Below are 24,497 nucleotides of genomic sequence, written 5' to 3'. Positions count from 1 at the left end.
AGGGAATAACTATCATAGGAGCAGTTATGTTCAGAAAATCTTTATTAGCAGCGGCACTTATCGCTACTAGCACTTTGGCTATCGCGGATGATTACACCTTTATCGCCGGGGGTATTCAATTCGGTTCCATTGATAATAAGCAAAGTTTCGATAAGCAATTTAACCAATCTGGCACCAGCCACATTGGTAGCGACAAAATGCACGGTTTCTACTTAAACGGCGGTTATGGCTTTGAAAACAATCTGTTCATGGCMRMWMGSCWWRGCGCTATCGCAGATAACGATCGCGGTATGGGCGATGGTTTGCTTGGCGTGGGTTATCATTTTGCTCTGACGCCAGATGCGGATATGTACCTGCTGGCCGGTGCAAGCCGCCACGCAATGCTGTACGATGTTAAGAAAGATGGCGATAAAACAGAAGCTTACAACAGCGCGACCGGTGAAGTCGGTATCAAGACTAAATTGACCCAGGACATTGGCTTAGACGTTGCCTATCGCCTGGCGGAATATGATAGCAAGATGTATCACGAAGCACGTATTGAGGCGAGCTATGCCCTAACGCAAAGTCTGGCGGCTGAAGTCGGTTATACCTACCATAACTGGAAGGTAGACGATCAGATTGGTCAGGTTGGTTTGCGTTATACTTTCTGATCCATCAATCTCACCCTTATTTTTCCGGGTAAGTTTTTACCCGGTTCAAGTTTTTTGAGGAATTTGGTATGCGCGTTTTAGTCGTAGAAGATAATGCTCTACTGCGTCATCACCTTTCGGTACAGATGCGCGAGATGGGACACCAGGTCGATGCCGCCGAAGATGCGAAAGAAGCCGACTATTTTTTGCAGGAACATGCTCCGGATATCGCCATTATCGATCTCGGCCTGCCGGGTGAAGACGGGCTAAGCCTGAYTCGCCGCTGGCGTAGTCATCAAACCAAGTTGCCCATTTTGGTATTAACCGCCCGTGAAAGCTGGCAGGATAAAGTGGCGGTACTGGAAGCCGGTGCCGACGATTACGTCACCAAGCCCTTTCATCTGGAAGAAGTCATTGCCCGTATGCAGGCATTGATGCGCCGCAACAGCGGTCTGGCCTCGCAGATTATCGAATTCCCGCCGTTCCTTATCGATCTCTCTCGCCGTGAACTGTGCGTGAATCAGCAACAAATCAAACTGACCGCTTTTGAATACACCATTATCGAAACTTTGATTCGAAACGCGGGCAAAGTCGTCAGTAAAGACACGCTGATGCTACAGCTCTACCCCGACGCTGAACTACGCGAAAGCCATACCATCGATGTATTAATGGGCCGTTTGCGCAAAAAATTGCAGGCCGAACACGAAAAAGAAGTTATCACCACTATCCGTGGCCAAGGCTACCGGTTTGATGCCAACTAATCGCCATGTTTAAATCGAACAGTAAACCTTTCTCCCTGCGCGCCCGCTTCCTGATGGCTACGGCGGGCGTGATTCTAGCGCTTTCGCTGTCCTACGGAATGGTAGCGGTGGTGGGCTATATTGTTAGCTTCGATAAAAACACCTTCCGCGCTCATCGGGGGGAAAGCAATCTGTTCTTTAGTCTGGCTCAATGGCATGACAACAAACTCAGCATTACCATTCCTCCCGAGCTGGAGCTGAATGTTCCTACGCTGGTACTGATTTATGACCATAACGGCAACATTCTGTGGCGACAGCGCCATGTGCCTGAACTGGAATCTCATATTCAGAAAAGCTGGCTTAGCAAACCCGGGTTCTATGAGTTGGATACCGGTACCGAAATCAGTAGCGCGGTATTAGGGGACAACCCCAAAGCGCAGGATCAGCTGAAGAAATACGACGACACCGACGCCAGCGCGCTAACGCACTCGGTTTCCGTCAACGCATATCAGGCGACCGAACGCCTTCCCGCTTTAACCATTGTGGTGGTAGATACTATTCCGCAAGAGCTACAGCGTTCGGATATGGTATGGAACTGGTTTAGTTATGTACTGCTCGCCAACCTGTTGTTGGTCGTCCCCCTGTTGTGGCTGGCGGCGTACTGGAGCCTGCGCCCTATCAAAGCTTTGGTCAGCCAAATCAGCCAGCTGGAAAAAGGCGAGCGGGAACAGTTGGATGAAAATCCGCCGCGCGAGTTGCTCAGCTTGGTGCGAAACCTGAATATTTTGCTGACCAACGAGCGCCAGCGCTATACCAAATATCGCACAACACTTTCCGATCTGACCCACAGTCTTAAAACCCCGCTGGCGGTGCTGCAAACCACGCTGCGCTCGTTGCGCTCCGGCAAACAGGCCACTATCGAAGAAGTGGAGCCTATCATGCTGGAACAAATTAGCCGAATCTCCCAGCAGATTGGCTATTATCTCCATCGCGCTAGCATGCGCTCTGAACACAATGTATTAGCTCGGGAAATCCATTCAGTTCCGGCGCTTTTAGATAGTTTATGCAGTGCATTAAACAAGGTTTATCAGCGTAAAGGCGTCGTACTCACTCTGGATATCTCCCCCGAGGTCACCTTTATGGGGGAGAAAAACGACTTTATGGAAGTGATGGGCAACGTGCTGGAAAATGCCTGCAAATACTGTCTCGAGTTCGTGGAAATTACCGCCCTGCACTCGGAAAAACAACTCACCATCGTTGTGGACGATGACGGCCCTGGCATTCCGGAGAGCAAGCGCGAAGTGATTTTCCAACGCGGTCAGCGGGTTGATACCTTACGTCCTGGGCAAGGGCTGGGATTATCCGTCGCGGCAGAAATTATTGAACAGTACCAGGGGCGAATTTCCGTTACCGACAGTCCCTTAGGCGGAGCCAAAATGCTGGTAACCTTTGGGCGACAGCAAGATCAGCATCACGACGAATAATTCATAACCGGATTCATTTGCCAAATAAATTTCTCAAATGCTCTGTGCGGACGCAGAGAATCGTCCGCATTTTCTGCATCCAGTGCCATTCCTACAAAATTTGCCGCCCTGCCCCTGATACTGTCACGCGCCATCCGTTATAATCATTCGCAAGTTCACTCAATCCCTGGGATAAAAAATGGATTACCAACTCGATCTGGATTGGCAAGACTTCCTGCAACGCTATTGGCAAAAGCGCCCCGTGATCCTGAAACGCGGCTTTAAAAACTTTATCGACCCCCTATCTCCCGATGAATTAGCCGGTCTGGCTATGGAAACGGAGGTGGATAGCCGTTTGGTCAGCCATCAGGAAGGTCGCTGGCAGGTCAGCCACGGGCCGTTCGAGAGCTACGATCATTTAGGGGAAACCAATTGGTCTCTGCTGGTTCAGGCCGTCGATCATTGGCATGAGCCATCGGCAGCGCTGATGCGTCCGTTCCGTGCGCTATCAGACTGGCGAATGGATGATCTGATGATCTCCTATTCCGTACCGGGCGGTGGCGTTGGCCCTCATTTTGATCAATATGACGTATTTATTATTCAGGGTACGGGTCGCCGCCGTTGGCGCGTAGGTGAAAAAGTGCCGATGAAACAGCACTGTCCTCATCCTGATTTACTGCAAGTCGGCCCATTCGACGCCATTATCGATGAAGAAATGGAGCCGGGCGATATTCTGTATATTCCGCCTGGATTCCCGCACGAAGGCTACGCGTTGGAAAACGCGCTGAACTATTCCGTCGGGTTCCGTGCGCCTAACGGCCGGGAACTGGTCAGCGGCTTTGCCGATTACGTGCTGGCCAGAGAGTTAGGCAGCAAGCGTTATAGCGATCCAGATCTGAAACTGCGTAATCGTCCGGCGGACGTATTGCCAGAGGAAATGGATACGCTGCGCCAAATGATGCTGGAATTGTTCCAACAGCCTGAGCATTTCCAACACTGGTTCGGCGAGTTCGTGTCCCAGTCTCGCCATGAACTGGATATTTCGCCACCGGAACCGCCTTATCAGGCTGGTGAGATCTATGAGTTGCTGAGCCAAGGTGAAGAGTTACATCGCCTGAGCGGACTGCGGGTTATTCGCCTAGGTGATAATTGCTTTGTTAACGGCGAATTGATCGATACTCCGCACCTGCCTGCGGCCGATGCGTTGTGCCAACACTTTAGCGTTAGCGCCGAAATGCTCGGTGATGCGTTAGACGAGCCGTCCTTCTTGGCGACGCTGACCGAGCTGGTTAACAGCGGCTACTGGTATTTCCGCGATTAACTTGTGAGATATCCGGCAGTTTAAAGCTAAAAAAACGCCCCTCGGGTTTTGACCTAAGGGGCGTTTTTATTGGGCGAATCTATACGAAACACGCCTTTATTTATCGCAATATCATTTCATCAAAGCTGCGTTTTTCTCGCTCTGCGGTTCAGCGTTTTTGGCCCGTAGCGCGGTTAATTCGGCGATACGCATAATAACCGACACCGCCTGTTCCATTCCTTCCTGCGTAATAAATTCATGTTTTCCATGGAAATTATAACCGCCGGTAAAAATATTCGGGCAAGGCAAACCGCGGAACGACAGCTGAGCGCCATCGGTGCCTCCACGAATCGGTTTCATAATAGGTTCGATATCGCAATCACGCATCGCCTGCTGCGCCAGTTCAATAATATGCGGATGCTCCACTATGTGTTCACGCATATTGTAATAACTGTCATCGATAATGATTTCGATGTAGCAATCGCGATGTAACCCTTTACCGACCTGTTTGGCAATATCCACCATGTTTTTCTTACGAGCTTCGAAGCCATCGCGGCTGAAATCGCGCAGAATATAATGCATTTCAGCCCGTTCTACCGTGCCTTTAATGCTTTGAAGATGGTAAAAACCCTGATAACCCTCGGTATTTTCTGGGGTTTCATCTGCCGGAAGCGATTGATGATAACGAGTAGCCAATGACAGCGCATTGACCATGACCCCTTTGGCACTGCCGGGATGGACATTATTGCCGACAATTTTGATGGTCACCGAGGCCGCATTGAAGTTTTCATATTCCAGCTCGCCCACGCCGCCCCCGTCCACGGTATAGGCCCAATCGGCGTTAAAAGCATTTACATCAAAGAATTGCGCGCCTTTTCCCACTTCTTCATCCGGCGTAAACGCCACTCGAATCTTGCCGTGGGGAATATTGTTCTCTTTGAGACGCACAATAGCGGTGATGATTTCGGCAATACCAGCCTTATCATCGGCACCCAGTAAGGTTTTACCGTCGGTGGTAATCAGAGTGTGTCCAAGCAACTGGTGCAACACTGGGAACATGACCGGCGACAGAATTTCATCGCCCATGCCCAGCGCGATATCGCCGCCGCGATAGTTCTCCACAATTTGCGGATTGACATTTTTGCCACTGAAATCAGGTGCGGTATCCAAATGGGCAATAAAACCGATTGTGGGCACTTCCCAGTCAACGTTCGCCGGTAAAGTTGCCATCACGCAGCCGTGCTCGCTCAAGGTCACCGGCTCAAAGCCCAAGGCCAGCAGCTCTTGTTGCAACGCTGCCGCCAGCTTACGTTGCCCATCGGTGCTCGGCACGGATTTTACCTTAGCTTTTGATTGTGTATCGAAAGAGACATAGTTAAAAAAGCGATCGAGTAATTTGTCCATGGTTCCCACCCTCAAAATGATGGATATCATTATGGGGAAGTGATCACGATCAAATATTGCGTCAGGTCAGTTTTAAACAAACTTAAGCCAGAATAATAACGCTATGACAGAAATGACACAGGGACATTGCCAAGATGTCCCTGCATAAAAAAACGCAGTAATCCCTGAGGAAATTATTCGCCTTCGCGGTTTTCTCCGCGAGTGGTAAGAAACTCGCGGATATACTCCGGCACCACTTTACTGGCTAAGCCGTAATGTTTTTCCTCGAACTGGCTTTCTACCTGACTCGGCTCCAGATTCAGTTCTACAGTATGAGCGCCATTCAACGCCGATTCATGTACAAAACCTGCCGCCGGATAAACATGGCCGGAGGTACCAATGGAAATAAAGAAATCAGCCTCAGCCAACGCCTGATAAATATCATCCATCCCCATCGGCATTTCACCAAACCACACAATATGCGGGCGCAGCGGTGCAGGGAACTGGCAGCAATGACAACGCTCATCGGCGCTAAGATCGCCCGGCCAATCCAGAACCTGACCAGACTGAGTACAGCGTACTTTGAGTAATTCACCGTGCATATGAATCACTCGTTTACTGCCAGCCCGCTCATGAAGATCATCGATATTTTGCGTAACCAGCAGGAAATTATCGCCTAATACCGCCTCCAGATCTGCTAGCGCGAAATGTGCAGCATTGGGTGCCACTTCCGGTTGCTGTAGCTGGCGCCGACGCGCATTGTAAAAAGCCTGCACCAGTTTAGGATCGCGCTGGTAGCCTTCCGGCGTCGCCACGTCTTCAACTTTATGTTCTTCCCATAGACCGTCCGCCGCGCGAAAAGTACGAATTCCAGACTCAGCAGAAATACCTGCGCCGGTGAGTACGACCACGAAAGGTTTCTTCATTTCTGTACTGGCGGAACTATCACGGTGGAAAATACGAGAGCGAAAACGTTGATGACGCAGATGCTTATTCTTGCGAAACCGACACAGCCGATGGCGAATGCGCATAACCTATTGCCTCTTTTACTTTATTTATAATGTTTTTCTATCAGACAGATGCAAGAACGCCGCGCCACGCACCCCACCAGCATCGCCATAGCGAGCTTTCTCAATACGCGGTAAACGCGCAACGGGGAGCAAATGCGCAGCTAAACGCTGCGGTAATGCCTGATACAGATGTTCAAAGTTCGACAATCCGCCGCCTATCACAACCAAATGTGGGTCAATAATGGTCAACAGATTCCCCAGACAAATCGCCAGAACGGCGATAAAACGTTCGACATGCTCTGTGGCCTGTGCGTTACCGGCGTAGTAATTTTCGATAATGCGCGTAGCGGGTAGCGTTTCACCGTAGAAATGGGCGTACATCCATTCAAAACCACGGCCTGAAATATAGTTTTCAATGCAGCCGTACTGGCCGCAACCGCAGGGAACCCGGGGAATATCTGCACCCAAAACGTCGAGCGCATCAATTGGCAGGCGAAAGTGCCCGAACTCACCGCTGATATGGTTACGTCCGGTCATCGCCTGACCGTTGAGAATAATGCCACCGCCAACGCCGGTGCCCAGGATAATCCCCAGCACGCTGGGATAAGACTGGAATTCTGGATCCCAAGCTTCGGATAAAGCGAAACAGTTGGCATCGTTATCGATACGAACTTCCCGCCCAATCAGACGGGAAAGATCGGCTTGCAACGGCATGCCCATTGCCGCCAGTACGTTCGCGGTAAACAACGTGCCGTCGTCATTGGGTAAACCAGGAATACCGATCCCTACGCTGCCCTGCGCGCCGCAAAACTCATCGGCTTCGTGGGTGAGTTCCGTCAGTACCTGCAATAATTGCTGATAATCCTGTTTTGGCGTTGGAACACGTTTTTGCCAAATACGCTGTAAATCGGCATCAAACACGCCCATTTCAATTTTGGTACCACCCATATCAAAACCGTAATACATAACTTTACCTTTATTCAGTAAACGGTTTATCAGTACCATTCAGTTCCGGCTAAAACAACCGGATTCCTCGTCTATTGTGATCGCGCTGTTACTGCCCGCTTAATACCCGCGCTGGGTCAATACGGCTGGCGCGACGGGCCGGATACCAACTGGCCACCAGACTTAGCACAATGGCCGTGGCTAATACGCAGGCCACGTCGAACCAATGCAGTTCTGAAGGTAGATAATCGATAAAATAAATATCGCTGGACAGGAAATGATGACCGATCAACGTTTCCAACCCACTGATAATATTGGTTAACTGCAATGAAGCGACAACACCGACCACCACGCCGCTGATACTTCCCACCAGCCCGGCCAGCAGGCCATACCAAATGAAAATTGCCCGAATCAGGCCGTCTTTGGCACCCAAAGTTCGCAGCACGGCAATATCACTGCTTTTATCTTTGACCGCCATCACCAGCGTAGACACAATGTTAAAACTGGCCACGCCCATCACCAGCACCATAGCTAAATACATAATGGTGCGAATCATTTGAATATCGCGATACATATAGCCGTAAGTGCCGATCCAACTGCTGTAATTCACATAAGCATTGGAGGCTTCTGCGGCGCTGCGCGTGAGATTATTGGCGTTGAAAACGTCATTAAACTTCAGTGCAATACCGGTCACGCTATCGCCCATATCCAGATATTGCTGGGCATCGCTGAGGGGCACCATCGCCAGACTGTGATCCAGTTGACCGCTGAGCTGGAACACGCCGGCAACTTGCAGACGAATACGCTTCGGCTGCAATAGCTTCATTTCCGGATCGCTATTTGGGATCATCACCGTCAGCCAGGAACCTTGCTTAACCCCTAATGCGTCCGCCAGCCCTTTACCTAAAATCACCTGCTGCTGACCAGCCTGAAAATCTTGCCAGGCGTTGTTCTGCACGAACTGTGGTAACGCGCTGAGTTTTTCTTCCTGCTCCGGATTGACGCCCTTGACCTGCACCGCCCGTAATTGGGTGCCGTTTTCCATCAGTCCAGTGAAATCAATATAGGGTGCCGCCGCCGCGACGCCGGGTACTTTTTCGATCCGCTGCAGGCTCGCATTCCAAGCGTTAAACGGTTGATCGAGAAAAGCTATCTGACCGTGTGGAACCACGGCCAAAACGCGGTTTTTCAGCTCACGTTCGAAGCCGTTCATCGCACTCAGGCCGATAATCAGCACCGCGACGCCCAAGGCAATGCCCAGAGTGGAAATGATCGAAATCATCGATACCATCCCGCCGCGACGGCGACCACGACTAAACCGCAAGCCTATTAGCAGTGAAAGAGGTGAACTGCGCATTACTCCGCTCCCACCAACGTCAGATTTTGCTGTAACTGACCGTCACGCATTTCCAGTTGGCGGCTCATGCGATTTGCCAACTGCAAATCATGAGTAACCACCAGAAACGCAGTCCCCTGACGTACGTTCAGCTCACCTAACAGATTGAAAATACTGTCTGCGTTGCGCTGATCGAGGTTGCCGGTTGGCTCATCCGCCAACACCAGCGATGGGTTATTCACCAGTGAACGGGCAATCGCCACGCGCTGACGTTCACCGCCGGAAAGCTCGGAAGGACGATGCTGACTGCGCTGCTCCAGCCCCACCGCCGCCAACATGGCACGCGCTTTATCTTGCGCTTCTGCCGGTTTAGTCCCGCCGATCAACAGCGGCATCGCCACGTTTTCCAACGCGGTAAAGTCTGGAAGCAAATGGTGGAACTGGTAGATAAAACCGAGTTCGCGGTTACGTAACTCCGCTTTGGCGGCGGAAGAAAGCTGGCTCAGTGAGCGCCCCTGATAAATGACTTCGCCGGAGGTTGGCGAATCTAATCCGCCCAGCAGATGCAGCAGCGTACTTTTGCCGGAGCCGGAGCTACCGACGATCGCCATCATTTCACCCGGCTGAATGGTAAAGGTCACATTACGCAATACGTCGGTATGAAGTTGTCCTTCCTGATAGCGTTTGCACAGGTTTTCGCACTGCAATAAAGGTTGGTTACTCATAACGTAAAGCCTCAGCGGGTTGAGCGGCGGCAGCGCGCCAGGAAGGATAAAGCGTGGACAGCAACGCAATGGCCATAGCCAACAGCGCAATCACCGTCACTTGTAGCGGATTAATGGCAACCGGTAGCGCCGCGCCGTCTAGCAACAGGCCCAGAACCGGCATCAGCACATTGAGCTGGCTGGCGAGTAAAATGCCTAAGCCCGTGCCAAGCAACGCGCCAATCACCCCGGCGCTGGCCCCTTGTACCATAAACACCAGCATAATCTGGCGTCGGGTAAGCCCTTGAGTTTGCAGAATCGCCACTTCCCCTTGCTTCTCCATCACCAGTAATCCCAGTGAGGTAATAATATTAAACGCAGCAACGGCGATGATCAGGCTCAGCAGTAGCCCCATCATGTTTTTCTCCATGCGTACAGCCTGGAACAGTTCGCCTTTACGCTCGCGCCAGTCTTTCCACACCGTGCCTTCCGGCAGGTTTTGCTGGCTGAGAGAATCCACCTGCAACGGCTGATCGAGGAACAAACGCCAGCCAGTGATATTCCCCGCCGGGTAACGCATCAGACGAGAAGCATCCTGCTGATTCACCAGCAATTGATAGTCATCCACTTCGCTGCCAGCGGCAAAAGTGCCAATGACGTTAAACAAACGCTGGCTGGGAATGCGCCCCATCGGCGTAAACTGGCTGGCACTGGGCACCATCAGGCGAATGGTTTCACCGCGACTCACGCCCAGTTTTCCCGCCAGCTTTTCACCCATAATCAGGTTGTATTGACCCGGTTGCAGATCACGCAGATGTACATTCACTAGCGAATTGGTTAAGGGTTCGTGCTGTTCGGGATTGACACCCAGCATCACGCCGACGTTCACGCTACGCGGGCTTTGCAACACCACTTCACCGGTGGTCAAAGGCACAATATCGCTGACACCGCTTAGCCCTTTTAGCGCCGAGGCGGGGATTTTTTCCGGGTCGATAGAGCCTTTGGGCGTAGTAATCAACGCCTGTGGCATCAGCCCCAGAATATTATTCTGCAAGTCCCGTTCAAAGCCGTTCATCACCGATAACACCGTTATCAGCGCCATCACGCCCAAAGTAATGCCAATGGTGGACAGCCAGGAAACAAAGCGGCCAAAGCGGTCAGAAGCACGCCCGCGCATATAACGCAGGCCAATAAATAGTGCGACAGGTTGATACATGAAATCTGTTGAGATCCTGTTGCTAAAGCAAAGTGATCGAGGATAATAAAGCGTACCGCCGCTTTATGGAACCACTAACAGCCTATATCTCCGGCTTTTATTCCAGAAATAGCGCCAATTCCACAGCCTTGCGTCATCGCATGCTAGGATAGGCAATATCGTTATTGCCGCAGTGCTGAACCAAAGAGATTGCTTAACTGCTTATGTCCCAACAATACCGTTACTCATTACCTGAGCGCCGTGGCGATATACGCCAGTTAGGCCAATTAACCGGCGCTGCCTGCGCCATCGAATGCGCCGAAATTATTGAACGCCATCCGGGACCGGTGATGTTAATCGCGCCGGATATGCAAAATGCCCTGCGCCTGCGGGATGAAATTCAGCAATTTACTGCCCACAGCGTCACGACTTTATCCGACTGGGAAACGCTGCCTTACGACAGTTTCTCCCCCCATCAGGATATTATTTCCACCCGTTTATCTTGCCTGTATCAGTTACCGGCGATGAAACGCGGCGTGATCATTCTTCCTGTAAATACGCTGATGCAGCGGGTCTGTCCTCACGAATTCCTGCACGGTCACGCGCTGGTCATGAAAAAAGGCCAGCATTTATCTCGCGATAAACTGCGTTCCCAATTGGAGCAAGCTGGCTACCGCAGCGTAGATCAGGTGATGGAACACGGTGAATTTGCTACCCGAGGAGCGCTTTTGGATTTATATCCAATGGGCAGCGAAGAACCTTATCGCATTGATTTTTTTGATGATGAAATCGACAGCCTGCGGGTATTTGACGTTGACTCTCAACGCACCCTGTCGGAAGTGGAACACATCAATTTATTGCCTGCTCATGAGTTTCCTATTGATCAGGCCGCCATTGAGCTATTTCGCAGCCAGTGGCGCGAGCAGTTTGAAGTCCGACGCGACCCTGAACATATTTACCAGCAGGTGAGCAAAGGCATCTGGCCTGCGGGTATTGAGTACTGGCAACCGCTATTTTTCAGTCAGGCGTTACCCACCCTATTTAGCTACCTGCCGGACAACACCTTATTGGTGAATACCGGCGATCTGGAAGCCGCCGCCGAGCGTTTCTGGCAGGATGTCAATCAGCGTTATGAAAGCCGTCGCATTGACCCCATGCGGCCTTTGCTGGCACCGGAAACCCTGTGGCTGCGGACTGACGGTCTGTTTAGCGAGCTCAAAGACTGGCCACGCATTCAACTTAAAACTGACGTTCTGCCGAAAAAAGCCGCCAACACCAATCTGGATTATCAGGGGTTGCCTGACGTCGCGGTACAGGCACAGGCGAAAGCTCCGTTAGATAACCTGCGCCGCTTTATTGAAGGCTTCAGCGGCAGCGTAGTGTTCTCGGTAGAAAGTGAAGGCCGACGCGAAACCCTACAGGATTTACTGGGCCGGATTAAATTACGCCCGACGCTGATTTCCCGTTTGGATGAAGTGAAAAAAACCGGTCACTATTTGATGATCGGTGCGGCGGAACGCGGTTTTCTCGATCATATTCGTCAGCTAGCGCTGATTTGCGAAAGCGATTTGCTCGGTGAACGCGTAAGCCGTCGCCGCCAGGATAATCGCCGCACTATTAATACCGATACTCTGATTCGCAATCTGGCGGAACTGCGTCCCGGCCAGCCAGTGGTGCATCTGGAGCATGGCGTTGGCCGTTATCTTGGTCTGACAACGCTGGAAGCCGGTGGTATCAAAGCAGAATATCTGATTCTGACCTATGCCGGGGAAGACAAACTGTATGTGCCTGTATCCTCCCTGCACCTCATCAGCCGTTATTCTGGCGGTGCCGATGAAAACGCGCCGCTGCATAAACTGGGCGGTGACGCTTGGACCCGCGCCCGTCAGAAAGCTGCGGAGAAAGTTCGGGACGTAGCCGCCGAGCTGCTGGATATTTACGCCCAGCGTGCGGTGAAGTCCGGCTTTAAATTCAAACAGGATCGCGAACAATATCAGCTGTTCTGCCAAAGCTTCCCGTTTGAAACCACGCCAGATCAGGAACAGGCGATTAATGCGGTGCTGAGCGATATGTGCCAACCGTTGGCGATGGACCGTCTGGTGTGTGGTGACGTCGGCTTCGGTAAAACCGAAGTGGCAATGCGCGCGGCTTTCCTTGCGGTGAATAATAATAAGCAAGTGGCAGTATTAGTGCCGACCACCCTGCTGGCGCAGCAGCATTTTGATAATTTCCGCGACCGTTTTGCTACCTGGCCGGTCCGTATCGAAATGCTTTCTCGTTTCCGCAGCGCAAAAGAGCAGCAGGTGATTCTGGAGCAGGCGGCAGAAGGGAAAATCGATATTCTGATTGGCACCCATAAATTGCTGCAAAGTGATTTACACTGGAAAGATCTGGGCCTGCTGATTGTGGATGAAGAACACCGCTTTGGCGTGCGCCACAAAGAGCGAATCAAGGCCATGCGCGCCGATGTGGACATTCTGACGCTGACCGCTACGCCGATTCCCCGCACGCTGAATATGGCGATGAGCGGTATGCGTGACCTGTCGATTATTGCCACGCCGCCAGCGCGCCGTTTGGCGGTAAAAACCTTTGTGCGCGAATACGACAATCTGGTCGTCCGCGAGGCCATTCTGCGTGAAGTATTACGCGGTGGGCAGGTTTATTATCTGTACAACGACGTTGAAAATATTGAGAAAGCAGCCCAACGTTTGGCGGAACTGGTGCCAGAAGCCCGCATTGCTATCGGCCACGGTCAGATGCGTGAGCGGGATCTGGAACGGGTGATGAATGATTTCCATCATCAACGCTTTAACGTTTTGGTCTGCACCACAATTATTGAAACCGGTATTGATATTCCTAGCGCCAATACCATTATTATCGAGCGAGCCGACCACTTCGGTCTGGCGCAGTTGCATCAGCTACGAGGCCGCGTCGGTCGTTCTCACCACCAGGCCTACGCTTACCTGCTGACGCCAAATCCGAAAGCCATGACGACCGATGCCAAAAAACGGCTGGAAGCCATTGCTTCACTGGAAGATCTCGGCGCCGGTTTCGCTTTGGCGACTCACGATCTGGAAATTCGTGGCGCGGGGGAACTGTTGGGGGAAGATCAAAGCGGCCAGATGACGACCATTGGTTTCTCATTGTATATGGAACTATTGGAAAGCGCGGTCGATGCATTGAAAGAAGGGCGCGAACCGTCGCTGGAGGATCTCACCAGCAACCAGACCGAAATCGAAATGCGTATGCCGGTGCTGTTGCCCGACGATTTTATTCCTGATGTAAATATCAGGCTTTCATTCTATAAGCGTATCGCCAGCGCCCGCGATGACGTCGAGCTGGATGAACTGAAAGTCGAACTGATCGATCGTTTCGGTCTGTTGCCGGATGCGGCGCGATTCCTGCTGCAAACCGCTTCGTTACGTCAACATGCGCAAAAACTGGGCATTAAACGGATTGAAGGCAATGAACGCGGTGGTTTTATCGAGTTCGGCGAGAAAAACAAGGTCGATCCGGTGTATCTGATTGGTTTATTGCAGCGTCAGCCGCAGATATTCCGATTAGAAGGCCCAACCAAGCTGAAGTTTATGCAGGATTTAAGCGATCGGACCAAACGTTTGAAATTTGTTGAGGAACTACTGGCCTCTTTCGAACAGCACCGTATCGCTTAACCACGCGGTTATAAGGTGGCCTCGATGACTATTGATATAAAGAATTTATCTAGATAATTGATGTAGGGAATAGTGTTGGCGCGGGAAAGGCAGAAGGAAACCCGCGTCAATGCTAATGCCACTCGCTTAACGGTAGGGGCGGATAACCACCCCGACTGACTATTAAACGATCAGAACTAACACTACACCGCGGGCTCTTGTTACGAGGTCTTGGACCACAAATATTTCGTTATGCTCGATTACTCAGAATCAGTTGACCATTTTTATCGACAGGAATCTGCGTACCTGGATCACGATCCATACGAATTTTTCCCTGCTGATCGCCAATTTTGTAGGTGACATCATATCCCAGCATTTTCTGCGATTTGTCATACACCGTCTGGCAACGCTGCTGCGTGGTGGTGTAAGTGTCGCTTTCCTGCATATTGCTTTGCACCCGGTTACCGGCGTAACCCCCGGCTAACGCGCCTGCTACGGTGGCGATATCTTTACCGCGACCGCCACCCACTTGATGCCCCAATACCCCGCCTGCGACTGCGCCGAGTACCGATCCTGCAATTTGGTTTTCATCCTGCACCGGTTTACGGTGAGTTACCGTAACATTGCGGCATTCTTTACGTGGCGTTTTAACCGTTTCCTTTATTGGCGTAGCGGCTATCACCTGTGCGTACTGAGGACCGCTGGAAAAAACATCCATACTTGCCACGGCGGCAATTCCCAGAGCGGCAGCTATACCAATACCCACGCCTGCTAACATTGATTTGTTCACAGGAAATCCTCCTAAAATGTTACCACGCAATTTATGCCGTAGACTCCGTACCGCAGTACCTTCGCCTAACGGCGATAAATCTGACAGCGGCCTCGTAAGTTTGAACTTCGGGCGTCGGCGTGCGTGACTCGCCTCTGTTATCGGGAGTGAGTCTGCACAATGTCATTTAGGACAGCAATAAGATAAATACGCCAAATCAGCGGAAACCACAGGGGAAAGGCGGCTTTAGGACGAATCTTAGCAAGCTATTAAATGTAACGAAGGGTTTTATGCTAAAAGTTTGGCATTAGGTGCGCAATCCCAGCATGCGACTGGACAAACGGCCAATGTTGTTGCTGGCGAATTGGCGGCCTAAACAGCGTCATTGCGACTCTTGCCCGTTTGCGCGCCAAATCTTAGGTTAACTTTCCCTGACGCACACCATCGGCTCGAATGATTTTTACATCGCGCGCTGGCCGCTAATGTTCAGTTTACCTGCGGCACTGACCTCACAATTTTTCAGCGATAAACACTGAACCGGTCTTCTTAGATTTTCGCCAGCTCCAGCCGCTGCACTTTGACAACTCCGGGTTGGTCTGCCGCGACAATATCCAACTGCACCGCCCGAACGCCCGACTTCTGACGTAATCCATTCAACCAATCCAAGAGAGAATTAAAGGGCAAGGGTTCCAGCCCTATCTGAACGACCCCTTCCCGCTCCTGAATACGCTTCAGCGTAATCTTGTGCTCGGCGGCGCTGGTGCTGACCCTTTGTGATAATGAGGTAACAGAAGCGTTCTTTGCCACTGATGGGGTTTGCTGTCGCCACGCGCTAATTTCCGGTGCAGCGGCGCGCATTTTGGCAATCAACGCTCGTTGCTGTTGCAATACCCCTTCTTGCAGCGCGATCTGTCGGGTTAGCGGCTGCCATATTCCCCAATAGTATCCCCCCAAAATCAGGCTACAGAGGGCGGCACCAATCAGCCATTTCTCCCGAATTGAGCGAGGCTGCCAGTGCTGCGTCAGAATGCCTTCCCCGATGGACATGCCCTTTGATACCATCCGTTGATACAAAGGCCGTAAATTAAGACGCATGATTTTGCTTCCTTTTCAAAGTCATTCCCCCTGTAACCCGCTCGTTATCCTTCAGCAGTGCATCTTGTTTGACGGAAAAAACAGTCGCCAGATCTTCCCGCAGCGCCTCAAAGGTCGCAAAATCGGCGGCTCTCAGCCTGAGATACAATTCCTGCCGCTGTTGATCAAATTTAATTCCCTGAACATCTATCTGTTTCAGTATTCCTTTAGACTCAAGCGTTTCTGCGACCAAGGGTAGAATCACCAGCAGTTCGTCCTCTGCGGTCCCACTTCCCAGCTCCCGCAGCGCGGCATTGAGCTGCGCCCGTAAATTGACGATGCGCCGCTGTTCGGGGAACAATTGGAGGAAACTCTCTTCGGCCGCCGTGCGGGTCTGCTGCGCGCGTTCCGTGATGCTCCACAATGACACCAGTCGTTCCGCCGTCATGACACCGACAAGCACTATTAACGACGTCATCGTCGGACGCCAACGCTCCCACTGTTTCTGATAGTTCACTCGCGGTTTCCAGCGGCCACAGAGCAAACCCGCACCGCTAGTCTGAGGCGCGGGCAGCGTTCCTGATACCGTGTTCTCAATACCGCACGAATCCAGCGCCGACGCCAGTGCCGCAGGCAACTCACCGTAGACGCAGAGCTGGCTCACTGAATCACGGTCACGTAACTGTGCCTTGAGTAAGTACGGAGCCAGGGACGATTCTGCGCTCCATCCTTGCCATTGATGGGTGCGAAGCAGACAGCGTTCACCACTAACCAGCAGATGGCCTTCCGGCAACGCCAGCCAATCCGGCAATAACGTTGTCGCCAATATTTCGCCCTGATGTAGCCACTGAGTAAGATAATGCATTTTCTGATGAGTAATCACCGCAACGGTGGCCTGCTTTTCATCTATTTCCAGTATGGAAAAATGTAAATCATCAATGTCTTCGCATAAGTCTTCCTCTAACAGTGCGGGGATGATTTTCTCTGCATGTTTTTTGGAGACTTTAGGCAATTCAACTTTACGAACACCAGCCCATTCTCCGGGGAAAAACACCCGAATCGCATCGAATTTCGGCCATTGCGTCAACATATCCTGCGCCGCCCATGGGGAAATCCATTCCCCTTTAGTTTCTGGTACGAAAGGCGTTTCCGAGTCACGTCGCCATATGATCGGCTGCGCTTCGCCAAGGGGGAAAAAAAGATTCAGAGATTCACTCACTCCACTTCTCCTGTCTGATGCCACAGCACATCAAATTTTTGTGCGCCATTGCGCACGATCAAAGACTGCACGGTCAAGCTCACGTCGTTAACCTCAATACAGGAACGCAGCCAAAAGTAGCGGCTATTCACGCTCAATATCGGCTTTACCTGCGCTTTCACTTTGGCATCCACATCGGCTAATGGCGCGACGCTCAACAACTGCTCTATGCTTTCCCATCCTTTTTCCGGCCGCTGCTGCAACAGCATCTGCGCCTGAGTGGCACTAAGCCGGGGGTAAATAATGCCTCCAGAATGACACTGTGAGCGACATTTAGGGTATTAACATTAATGCTTTGTCTTGTCATGGGTAGTGTACATACCTGAGGATTAAGCCTTTGATAAACATCCGCATCTATTCCCTGAATAGCACTTAGTTCGCTGATATTCACCCGCGCTTAGGCGCAAAGAAAGGAATCGGGCAAACCAGAGACTCCCAGTCCTCTCTGCCAGACGGGTTTGCAGCGAGGCATCACTGTCGACAAACGCCTACAGACTTTCCGCAATATCCCAGCCGCACCAACACCACGATCATCGCGATGCCGCGTTTGGGTGCCGAATTCATGATTGATTTTCTGAAAACATTTGCGAGCCTTTCAACAACCAGACTCGTTCGATTTTGCGAATGACGGCGTGCGCAATGTCATGTGTATCGCCAGCGGAATAGCCTGCGGTGTCTGCCAGCTTTCCAGCCAAACCTTACTGTTATAGAATCTTAGGCTCATTTCACTGGCTGCTATAAGTTTCAGCATCGACGGTTTCACACCGCCGGGCGTATCAACCACCGGCCACGTTAATCGCTCAAGATAGCCCTGATAAAGGCGATAGTATGATCGCCGCCAAATATATTAAAAAACATTAATTGATGACGACCTAACCGCAAGGTTATTTTATTTACAACCATAAAAAGTCTATATATCAATGGAGGCATTCGAACTGATAACACCGGACATTATTTTTTTGCAATTTATTATTTATACCAGAACATATTTCTGCACTACGGACTATTATCCTTAAGCCTCACCTGGTGAAAAACTTAATATCCTGATGCGATAAAATTAGCTCTAAATACGCTGCTTGTATTTCAAACATAACAATATCAATTCGATACGCTAAATCTCTCTGATAAGAATCTGAATCACTGTTCGCAAAATCGGGTCAACCTCCGAAAACAAAAAACCGCCGCCACACTGTGACGACGGTTCTCTGTGCTACTACGAGTTTTAACTTCCCAGAACTCAATTTCCGGGTATCCGATTCGCTAAGCGAATACTGAACTTCAGGCTATTAATGCAGTTTTAACCGAGGGCGAATCACCCGGTTAATCCCGCCTACCAACATCATCAGGCCGGTTTTGGTGTAGCCATGTAACGCTACCTGATGCATACGATACAGGGAGATATATACCACTCGCGCCACACGCCCTTCCACCATCATTGAACCGCGCATCAAGTTACCCATCAGGCTGCCAACGGTGCTGAATTTAGACAGGGAAACCAATGAGCCGTGGTCTTTATACACGTAAGGTTTCAGACTTTGACCATTCAGCAACGCCAGAATGTTGCTGTAGCAACGGCTGGCCATCTGGTGAGCCGACTGCGCGCGCGGAGGCACAAAACCGCCGTTAGGCTGCGGGCAAGAGGCACAGTCGCCGATAGCGAAAATGTTGGGATCGCGAGTGGTTTGCAACGTTGGTTCAACCACTAACTGATTGATACGGTTGGTTTCCAGCCCGGCGATATCTTTCATAAAGTCAGGCGCTTTGATACCCGCCGCCCACACCATGAGGTCAGCGTTGATCAATTCGCCGTCTTTGGTATTCAGACCTTGACTGTCTGCACTAGTCACCATGGTTTTGGTCAATACACGCACGCCCAGCTTGGTCAGTTCCTGATGAGCCGCAGCGGAAATACGCGGTGGCAGCGCAGGAAGAATGCGCTCACCAGCTTCCACCAGCGTCACGTTCAGCGCCTGATTGTCCAAACCTTCGAAACCATAGCTGTGCAGCTGTTTAACTGCGTTATGCAGCTCGGCAGACAGCTCAACGCCGGTTGCACCGCCGCCAACGATAGCAATGTTAACCTTGCCTTTTTCACCCGGCTGAGCGGAATACTTCAGGAACAGATTCAGCATTTCGTTGTGGAAACGATGAGCCTGATGCGGGTTATCCAGGAAAATACAGTTTTCCTTCACGCCCGGCGTACCGAAATCATTGGATGTACTGCCCAACGCCATCACCAGAATGTCATAAGACAATTCACGCTCGGTCACCAGCACGTCGCCCTGCTCATCGCAGATTTTGGCCAGGCTGACGGTTTTGGTTTCCCGATTAATATTGGTTAATGAACCCAGTTGGAAATTGAAATGGTGATTACGAGCATGAGCCAGGTAGCTCAGCGCATCAACCCCGTCATCTAGAGAGCCAGTTGCCACTTCGTGCAACAATGGTTTCCACAAATGACTGTGGTTGCGATCGACCAGAACAATCTCCGCTTTTTTACTGCGACCCAGTTTATGGCCCAGGCTGGTCGCCAGTTCCAGTCCGCCGGCACCACCACCAATAATAACGATTTTTTTCTTTGGCGTTGTCAAAATGACCCCCTAAATGTGAACCAATTGTTAGCTAAGGGTAAATGAATAATATCCTTAGATAACATAGGGTTCGCTTGAGTAAATTCAATTATCTGACCGCAGAATATCATGCAGGGTTATTTGGTCATACCAAAATTGATATATATCAATTTATTTTGCTGAAAGACGCGGCGGGAGGATTTTTTCTAGAAGAATATTCAAATAGTTAGCGACAGGTCACAGTTTAATAATTTCAGACTTTTTTACCCAAAATCACCGTTTACCGATGGCTTTGGGAAAGAAAAAGCCCGAAGTTACCGTCAAAAAACGATCGCTTCGGGGCTCGAGTATGAGAAAAAAATGTTAATCGAGAGTTTTAAATGCCTTGATCCGCTGTAGGTGAACGGAAAGATCTTTAAACTTGTGCCCCTGCTTTTCATCCCAGACAATTTCGTAATAAGGATGCAATTCTGCCGCCGTGCGCTGACTGTCCAATGCCTCATCGTGACGGGAAAGCACCGCTAAGCAACGATCGCGGTTTTTCTCACGAAAATCCTGAACGCACTTGGTCGCGATATCCAGATACTCTTCCGGGCGGTCGATTTTACCGCTCATATTTTCCTGTGGGAACAGATTCGGGTTAAAAGCCACCTGCCGAATTCCACATAGAAAACCGATGCGTTCTGCCCAAAACCCGCCTAAACCGACGCCACAAATCAGAGGATGACTGTCACCGCCCTGCTGAATGGCTTTGTCCACTTCCTTCAATAAATGCTGCATATCGTGCCGGGGATGTAAGGTGCTGTAGCTGATAAAACGCACATCCGGATCGATGAACTGCAGTTGCAGAACCTTTTCGTGATTGCCGGGACTGGTTGAATCAAAACCGTGTAAATAGACGATCATCTTTATCCTCGCTACGACAGGGTAAATCGCACCGGACACACCCCGGTACGTGCTAGTTCCCTAACCCTTGTTTATGGGTGTCCCACCGCTCGCTGAGCGCCGTTAACGCTTTATTGGCCTGCTGCCAGCGTGGAGAGCCAAGTAGCTCTTCGCGACCGAACTGCCCACGATGATATAACCGACTCAGCTTGTCTGCTTTGACCGGAGACAGGTTATCCAGCACGCTGACCGGCCCCCTGACGATTATTGCACACCAGAATCATGTCACACCCAGCATCCAGAGAGGCCTGCCCGCGTTCCGCATAGCTGCCCATGATCGCCGCGCCTTCCATCGAGAGGTCGTCAGAGAAAATAATGCCCTCAAAACCGAGCTCCTGACGCAATACCTGCTGAAGCCAATAAGCCGAGCCACTGGCCGGACGCGGATCGGCATCGGTGTAGATCACATGAGCAGGCATAATGGCATCCAGCAGGTTACGCTGAATCAGCTCACGGAATATAACCATATCATGTGCGCGGATTTCTGCCAGTGGGCGCGTATCTCTCGGCGTCTCTTTATGGGAATCAGCGGTCACCGCACCGTGGCCGGGGAAGTGTTTTCCGGTGGTTTTCATGCCTGCGCTATGCATTCCTAAAATAAAGCGTTCGGCCATTTCCAGCGCCTTTTGCGGCTCACTGTGGAATGAACGCTCGCCGATAGCGGCGCTAACGTGGCCAATATCCAATACCGGCGCAAAGCTGATATCAATATCCATGGCAATCATTTCCGAGGCCATCAGCCAACCGGCTTCTTGCGCTAAACGCCCGGCGGTTTCCTTATCGTTGAGAGCCGCAAAGGACTGCGCCGCAGGCAAACGTGTAAAACCTTCTCGAAAGCGTTGCACCCGCCCACCTTCCTGATCGACCGCCACAACCAGCCGCTCGCGGGAAGCCGCGCGAATCTGTCGCACCAGCTCACGCAACTGTTCGGCATCGTGGAAGTTACGGCTAAACAAAATCAGCCCACCCACCAGCGGATGCTGCAAGATTTCGCGTTCTTCGGCATCCAGCTCGTAGCTGGCAACATCTAACATGACAGGACCCACAACTACCTCACGTCATTGAATAAAATATGTTGTTATCCGGCGGATGAATCCAGACCCGATAAATTAAATCGTCGGCGCAGCGGCGCTGCCCACTGCAAAAAACCTATCTCGCCGGTTTGTTTCCAGCGCACTTCAAACCACATCAGCATCAGATAATCGATCCACGGAGACCAGCGTGCTATTTGCCGCGTCAAAGCGGCGATATCCTGATAGGCTCCCGGCTGCTGACCATATTGGCGTAAAAACGCCTGCTGCCGCGCGTTGTCCCAACCGTTAAACCGAAACATCGCGGCCAACTCCAACGCCACGTCACCGTCTGCCGCATATTCCCAGTCTATTAATCTCAGACCAGAATTTGTCTCGATAATATTTCCAGGGTGAATATCCATATGCAAAGGAACCAGATTCAGCGGACGCGGCGGTTTTTGCGCCATAAAGCGTTTATGCAGTCGCAACCAGTCCGCACTGCGGCGGGACGGATCCATTCTTTCGCTATAACCGAGTAATTGTCGATGGATATTCAACGGATAGCCGGTACGGGGAGCCTGATGCAGCCGCGCCACCAATTCCGCCAACGTGCCTCGATCGGCCAGTTGCAGGAACTGCTGGGGTTCGACCACCACGCCATCCAGCCATTCCACCACCAGCCAGTGTTGATTGGCAATCATCACTCGCGGAGATAACGCACGCGCCGACATCTGCTGCAAGATACGCTGCTCACGCTGACGATTAACGCCTAATTCTCTTTTGGCGACCGAGTGTTCCCGCGCCAGCCATTGGAAGTTTTGCCCGGTTATCCGCCAGCTTTCACCAGTTAGGCCGGATACCGGGCTGAAATGGCAACCGGCGGTATTCACCGCCGGTATCCGAGTTTCAATCAAGGCACGCAGACTCGCTTCAACGCTGTACGTTACCATGACCTGACCAGATAATTTCGCCCGTTTGTACCAACATCAGTTGCATATCGATCTCTGGCGCTTTCACGTCGCCGCTCACGTCGCTATACAGCACATATTGAGCGCTAACGTAACGTGCCAGACCAATGGCTTTGCTGCGAGAACCGAGGCTATCCTCCTCCGACAGACCTAAAGTCTGTTTCGCTGCGGTTAACTGCGCAGCCGGAATCAGGGCAAATTTCTTGTTGGATGCCAATACCTGATGCAGCGCGGCGGTAGCTTTACCGATCTGTAAGGCACCGTTGGTATTATTTTTAACGCTGTCCAGCAACAAAACGCTGCCTGCGGCAACATCGTTGGCGTTAACCATTTGCGCCACCAATGGTTCTACGCTAGCCGCCCAGTCAATAGGCTGGGGAGCTTTAGGCGGTTGAGGAACTTTATCGGCCGGTGGCGGTGTTTCAATCGGTGGCACCGGGGTAATAGGTTCAATGGTCGCAGGCTGCTCGGTCGGCTCCGGTGGCCGGGAAGGACAACCGGTCAGCACCAGCGCGGCCAACGCCACAAATAAATACCTTTTCATTATCCCACTCCAACAACACAATTATAAAAACAGATAGAGGCGCACGCTGCGCGCATCCAGATTCGGGGTGATTGACTGAATATCGACTGATGAGTTTGGCCCTATCGTGACCTTTCGGGGCGTTTCAAACGGCAGCAAATCCAGCCCCTGAGCGTCATACCAGTAGAAACGATAATTCACCGTGACGGCTTTGGTGCTGCTGCTCATTAAAGTTGATGTTGCAATACTCCGCCCCGAAAGCGTCGAGATTGCCGGCTTCTCTGCCAGAATTCCGGCGGTAAGAACCGGCGAATCCATCACAACCGCCTGCCGTTGGTTAACGGCGATACCCTGCGGCGCGCTACAGCCCAGTAAAGTGATAACAGGAATCAGAAACATTCCCGGCAGTAAAAACGCCTTGAAACGGCGCATAGGCATACCTCGATTTAGCGATGACCGGAAAAGTCGCGATGCACAGAGCCATCACTTTACCGAATAATTATAAATTGCTTAATTATTTTCGACTTAGCAGTGGCCCCAGTGGCTGACCGCCGACCAGGTGCATATGGATATGATAAACCTCCTGACCACCGTGACGATTACAGTTGATAATCAAGCGGTAACCGTCTTCGGAGATACCTTCCTGTTCTGCAATTTTTGCAGCAACGGTAATCATACGCCCCAGCGCCGCTTCATGTTCGACGGTGACATCATTAACCGTAGGGATCAGTATATTAGGAATAATAAGAATATGGGTGGGAGCCTGTGGCGCAATATCGCGAAACGCCGTAACCAGTTCATCCTGATAAACCACATCGGCCGGAATTTCACGGCGGATAATTTTACTGAAAATTGTTTCTTCGGCCATAACATATTTCCTTCGTAGGGGAAAAATCAGTGCATGCAGTATGAGCGACAATTTCTATCTGTTTCAACCTCATTAAGCAATTTCCGGCGCAAGTGCCGCAGAATCGCCCAGTTTTCTCAGTGAATTATCCTCCCCTTGGCGAGAGTCGGAAAAT

20 protein-coding genes and 3 pseudogenes are annotated in these 24,497 nt (G+C 51.2%); 5 read left to right on the top strand and 18 right to left on the bottom strand.

Annotated features, from left to right (window positions below; all coding sequences use genetic code 11):
* Positions 1 to 26: 26 nt before the first annotated feature.
* From PL78_RS03290 to PL78_RS03275, 4 genes and pseudogenes are all read left to right on the top strand, one after another.
* Positions 27 to 650 (top strand): annotated as a pseudogene (locus PL78_RS03290) (porin family protein).
* 68 nt (positions 651 to 718) lie between these two features.
* A complete protein-coding gene (phoP, locus tag PL78_RS03285) occupies positions 719 to 1,390 on the top strand; it encodes a two-component system response regulator PhoP (RefSeq protein ID WP_064513101.1) in 672 nt (223 codons plus the stop codon).
* A 5-nt stretch (positions 1,391 to 1,395) separates the two neighbouring features.
* Positions 1,396 to 2,853, top strand: coding sequence for a two-component system sensor histidine kinase PhoQ (phoQ, locus tag PL78_RS03280; protein ID WP_064513099.1), 1,458 nt, complete (start codon positions 1,396 to 1,398; stop codon positions 2,851 to 2,853).
* A gap of 178 nt (positions 2,854 to 3,031) precedes the next feature.
* Positions 3,032 to 4,153 (top strand): ribosomal protein uL16 3-hydroxylase, encoded by a 1,122-nt coding sequence (locus tag PL78_RS03275; protein WP_064513097.1) that lies wholly within the window; start codon positions 3,032 to 3,034, stop codon positions 4,151 to 4,153.
* 111 nt (positions 4,154 to 4,264) lie between these two features.
* On the opposite strand, the gene pepT is transcribed toward PL78_RS03275, so the two are convergent.
* The 6 genes from pepT to lolC form a co-directional block, all read right to left on the bottom strand.
* Positions 4,265 to 5,536: a peptidase T gene (gene pepT, locus PL78_RS03270; RefSeq protein WP_064513094.1), complete on the bottom strand. Its 1,272-nt coding sequence runs from the start codon at positions 5,534 to 5,536 to the stop codon at positions 4,265 to 4,267.
* Positions 5,537 to 5,709: 173 nt separating this feature from the next.
* Complete coding sequence (gene cobB / locus PL78_RS03265; protein ID WP_064513092.1) at positions 5,710 to 6,546, bottom strand: Sir2 family NAD+-dependent deacetylase; 837 nt, start codon at positions 6,544 to 6,546, stop codon at positions 5,710 to 5,712.
* Positions 6,547 to 6,570: 24 nt separating this feature from the next.
* A complete protein-coding gene (gene nagK, locus PL78_RS03260; protein WP_064518220.1) occupies positions 6,571 to 7,491 on the bottom strand; it encodes an N-acetylglucosamine kinase in 921 nt (306 codons plus the stop codon).
* An 88-nt stretch (positions 7,492 to 7,579) separates the two neighbouring features.
* Complete coding sequence (gene lolE, locus PL78_RS03255; RefSeq protein WP_064513090.1) at positions 7,580 to 8,827, bottom strand: lipoprotein-releasing ABC transporter permease subunit LolE; 1,248 nt, start codon at positions 8,825 to 8,827, stop codon at positions 7,580 to 7,582.
* Positions 8,827 to 9,531 carry a lipoprotein-releasing ABC transporter ATP-binding protein LolD gene (gene lolD, locus PL78_RS03250; RefSeq protein WP_064513088.1) on the bottom strand — a complete coding sequence of 235 codons (705 nt, stop codon included), beginning with the start codon at positions 9,529 to 9,531 and terminating at the stop codon, positions 8,827 to 8,829. The genes lolE and lolD overlap by 1 nt, the downstream gene beginning before the upstream one ends.
* Positions 9,524 to 10,726 (bottom strand): lipoprotein-releasing ABC transporter permease subunit LolC, encoded by a 1,203-nt coding sequence (gene lolC, locus PL78_RS03245; protein ID WP_064513086.1) that lies wholly within the window; start codon positions 10,724 to 10,726, stop codon positions 9,524 to 9,526. The genes lolD and lolC overlap by 8 nt, the downstream gene beginning before the upstream one ends.
* A gap of 203 nt (positions 10,727 to 10,929) precedes the next feature.
* Between lolC and mfd the strand changes: the two genes are divergently transcribed.
* Positions 10,930 to 14,376 (top strand): transcription-repair coupling factor, encoded by a 3,447-nt coding sequence (gene mfd / locus PL78_RS03240; protein WP_064513083.1) that lies wholly within the window; start codon positions 10,930 to 10,932, stop codon positions 14,374 to 14,376.
* Positions 14,377 to 14,605: 229 nt separating this feature from the next.
* Here the strand turns inward: mfd and PL78_RS03235 are convergent, their stop codons facing one another.
* The 12 genes and pseudogenes from PL78_RS03235 to hinT form a co-directional block, all read right to left on the bottom strand.
* Positions 14,606 to 15,145, bottom strand: coding sequence for a glycine zipper 2TM domain-containing protein (locus PL78_RS03235; protein WP_064513081.1), 540 nt, complete (start codon positions 15,143 to 15,145; stop codon positions 14,606 to 14,608).
* Positions 15,146 to 15,670: 525 nt separating this feature from the next.
* Positions 15,671 to 16,219 carry a type II secretion system protein GspM gene (gene gspM / locus PL78_RS03230; protein WP_064513079.1) on the bottom strand — a complete coding sequence of 183 codons (549 nt, stop codon included), beginning with the start codon at positions 16,217 to 16,219 and terminating at the stop codon, positions 15,671 to 15,673.
* A complete protein-coding gene (gspL, locus tag PL78_RS03225) occupies positions 16,209 to 17,417 on the bottom strand; it encodes a type II secretion system protein GspL (RefSeq protein WP_064513077.1) in 1,209 nt (402 codons plus the stop codon). The genes gspM and gspL overlap by 11 nt, the downstream gene beginning before the upstream one ends.
* A pseudogene (locus tag PL78_RS21165) lies at positions 17,414 to 17,817 on the bottom strand (type II secretion system protein GspK); the annotation flags it as partial. The pseudogene PL78_RS21165 and the gene gspL, both read right to left, overlap by 4 nt.
* 234 nt (positions 17,818 to 18,051) lie before the next feature.
* On the bottom strand, positions 18,052 to 18,240 hold the full coding sequence (locus PL78_RS19405) for a type II secretion system protein GspJ (RefSeq protein WP_071889727.1): 189 nt from the start codon (positions 18,238 to 18,240) through the stop codon (positions 18,052 to 18,054).
* Positions 18,241 to 18,742: 502 nt separating this feature from the next.
* Complete coding sequence (locus PL78_RS03215; RefSeq protein ID WP_064513074.1) at positions 18,743 to 20,047, bottom strand: NAD(P)/FAD-dependent oxidoreductase; 1,305 nt, start codon at positions 20,045 to 20,047, stop codon at positions 18,743 to 18,745.
* 342 nt (positions 20,048 to 20,389) lie between these two features.
* A complete protein-coding gene (gene ycfP, locus PL78_RS03210) occupies positions 20,390 to 20,932 on the bottom strand; it encodes an alpha/beta hydrolase YcfP (protein ID WP_064513072.1) in 543 nt (180 codons plus the stop codon).
* 52 nt (positions 20,933 to 20,984) lie between these two features.
* Positions 20,985 to 22,005: pseudogene (nagZ, locus tag PL78_RS03205) on the bottom strand (beta-N-acetylhexosaminidase).
* A gap of 44 nt (positions 22,006 to 22,049) precedes the next feature.
* Complete coding sequence (gene thiK / locus PL78_RS03200; protein WP_064513070.1) at positions 22,050 to 22,934, bottom strand: thiamine kinase; 885 nt, start codon at positions 22,932 to 22,934, stop codon at positions 22,050 to 22,052.
* Entirely contained in the window at positions 22,915 to 23,496 is a 582-nt protein-coding gene (lpoB, locus tag PL78_RS03195) for a penicillin-binding protein activator LpoB (RefSeq protein ID WP_064513068.1), read from the bottom strand. The genes thiK and lpoB overlap by 20 nt, the downstream gene beginning before the upstream one ends.
* 21 nt (positions 23,497 to 23,517) lie before the next feature.
* Positions 23,518 to 23,907, bottom strand: coding sequence for a YcfL family putative periplasmic lipoprotein (locus PL78_RS03190; protein WP_064513066.1), 390 nt, complete (start codon positions 23,905 to 23,907; stop codon positions 23,518 to 23,520).
* An 82-nt stretch (positions 23,908 to 23,989) separates the two neighbouring features.
* Positions 23,990 to 24,343 carry a purine nucleoside phosphoramidase gene (hinT, locus tag PL78_RS03185; protein ID WP_064513064.1) on the bottom strand — a complete coding sequence of 118 codons (354 nt, stop codon included), beginning with the start codon at positions 24,341 to 24,343 and terminating at the stop codon, positions 23,990 to 23,992.
* Positions 24,344 to 24,497: the final 154 nt, after the last annotated feature.

The sequence above is a fragment of the Yersinia entomophaga genome (genome assembly GCF_001656035.1).
GTDB lineage: Bacteria > Pseudomonadota > Gammaproteobacteria > Enterobacterales > Enterobacteriaceae > Yersinia > Yersinia entomophaga.
The sequence above is the reverse complement of the archived record's forward strand: the minus strand, read 5'-3'. Positions and strand labels throughout refer to the sequence as shown.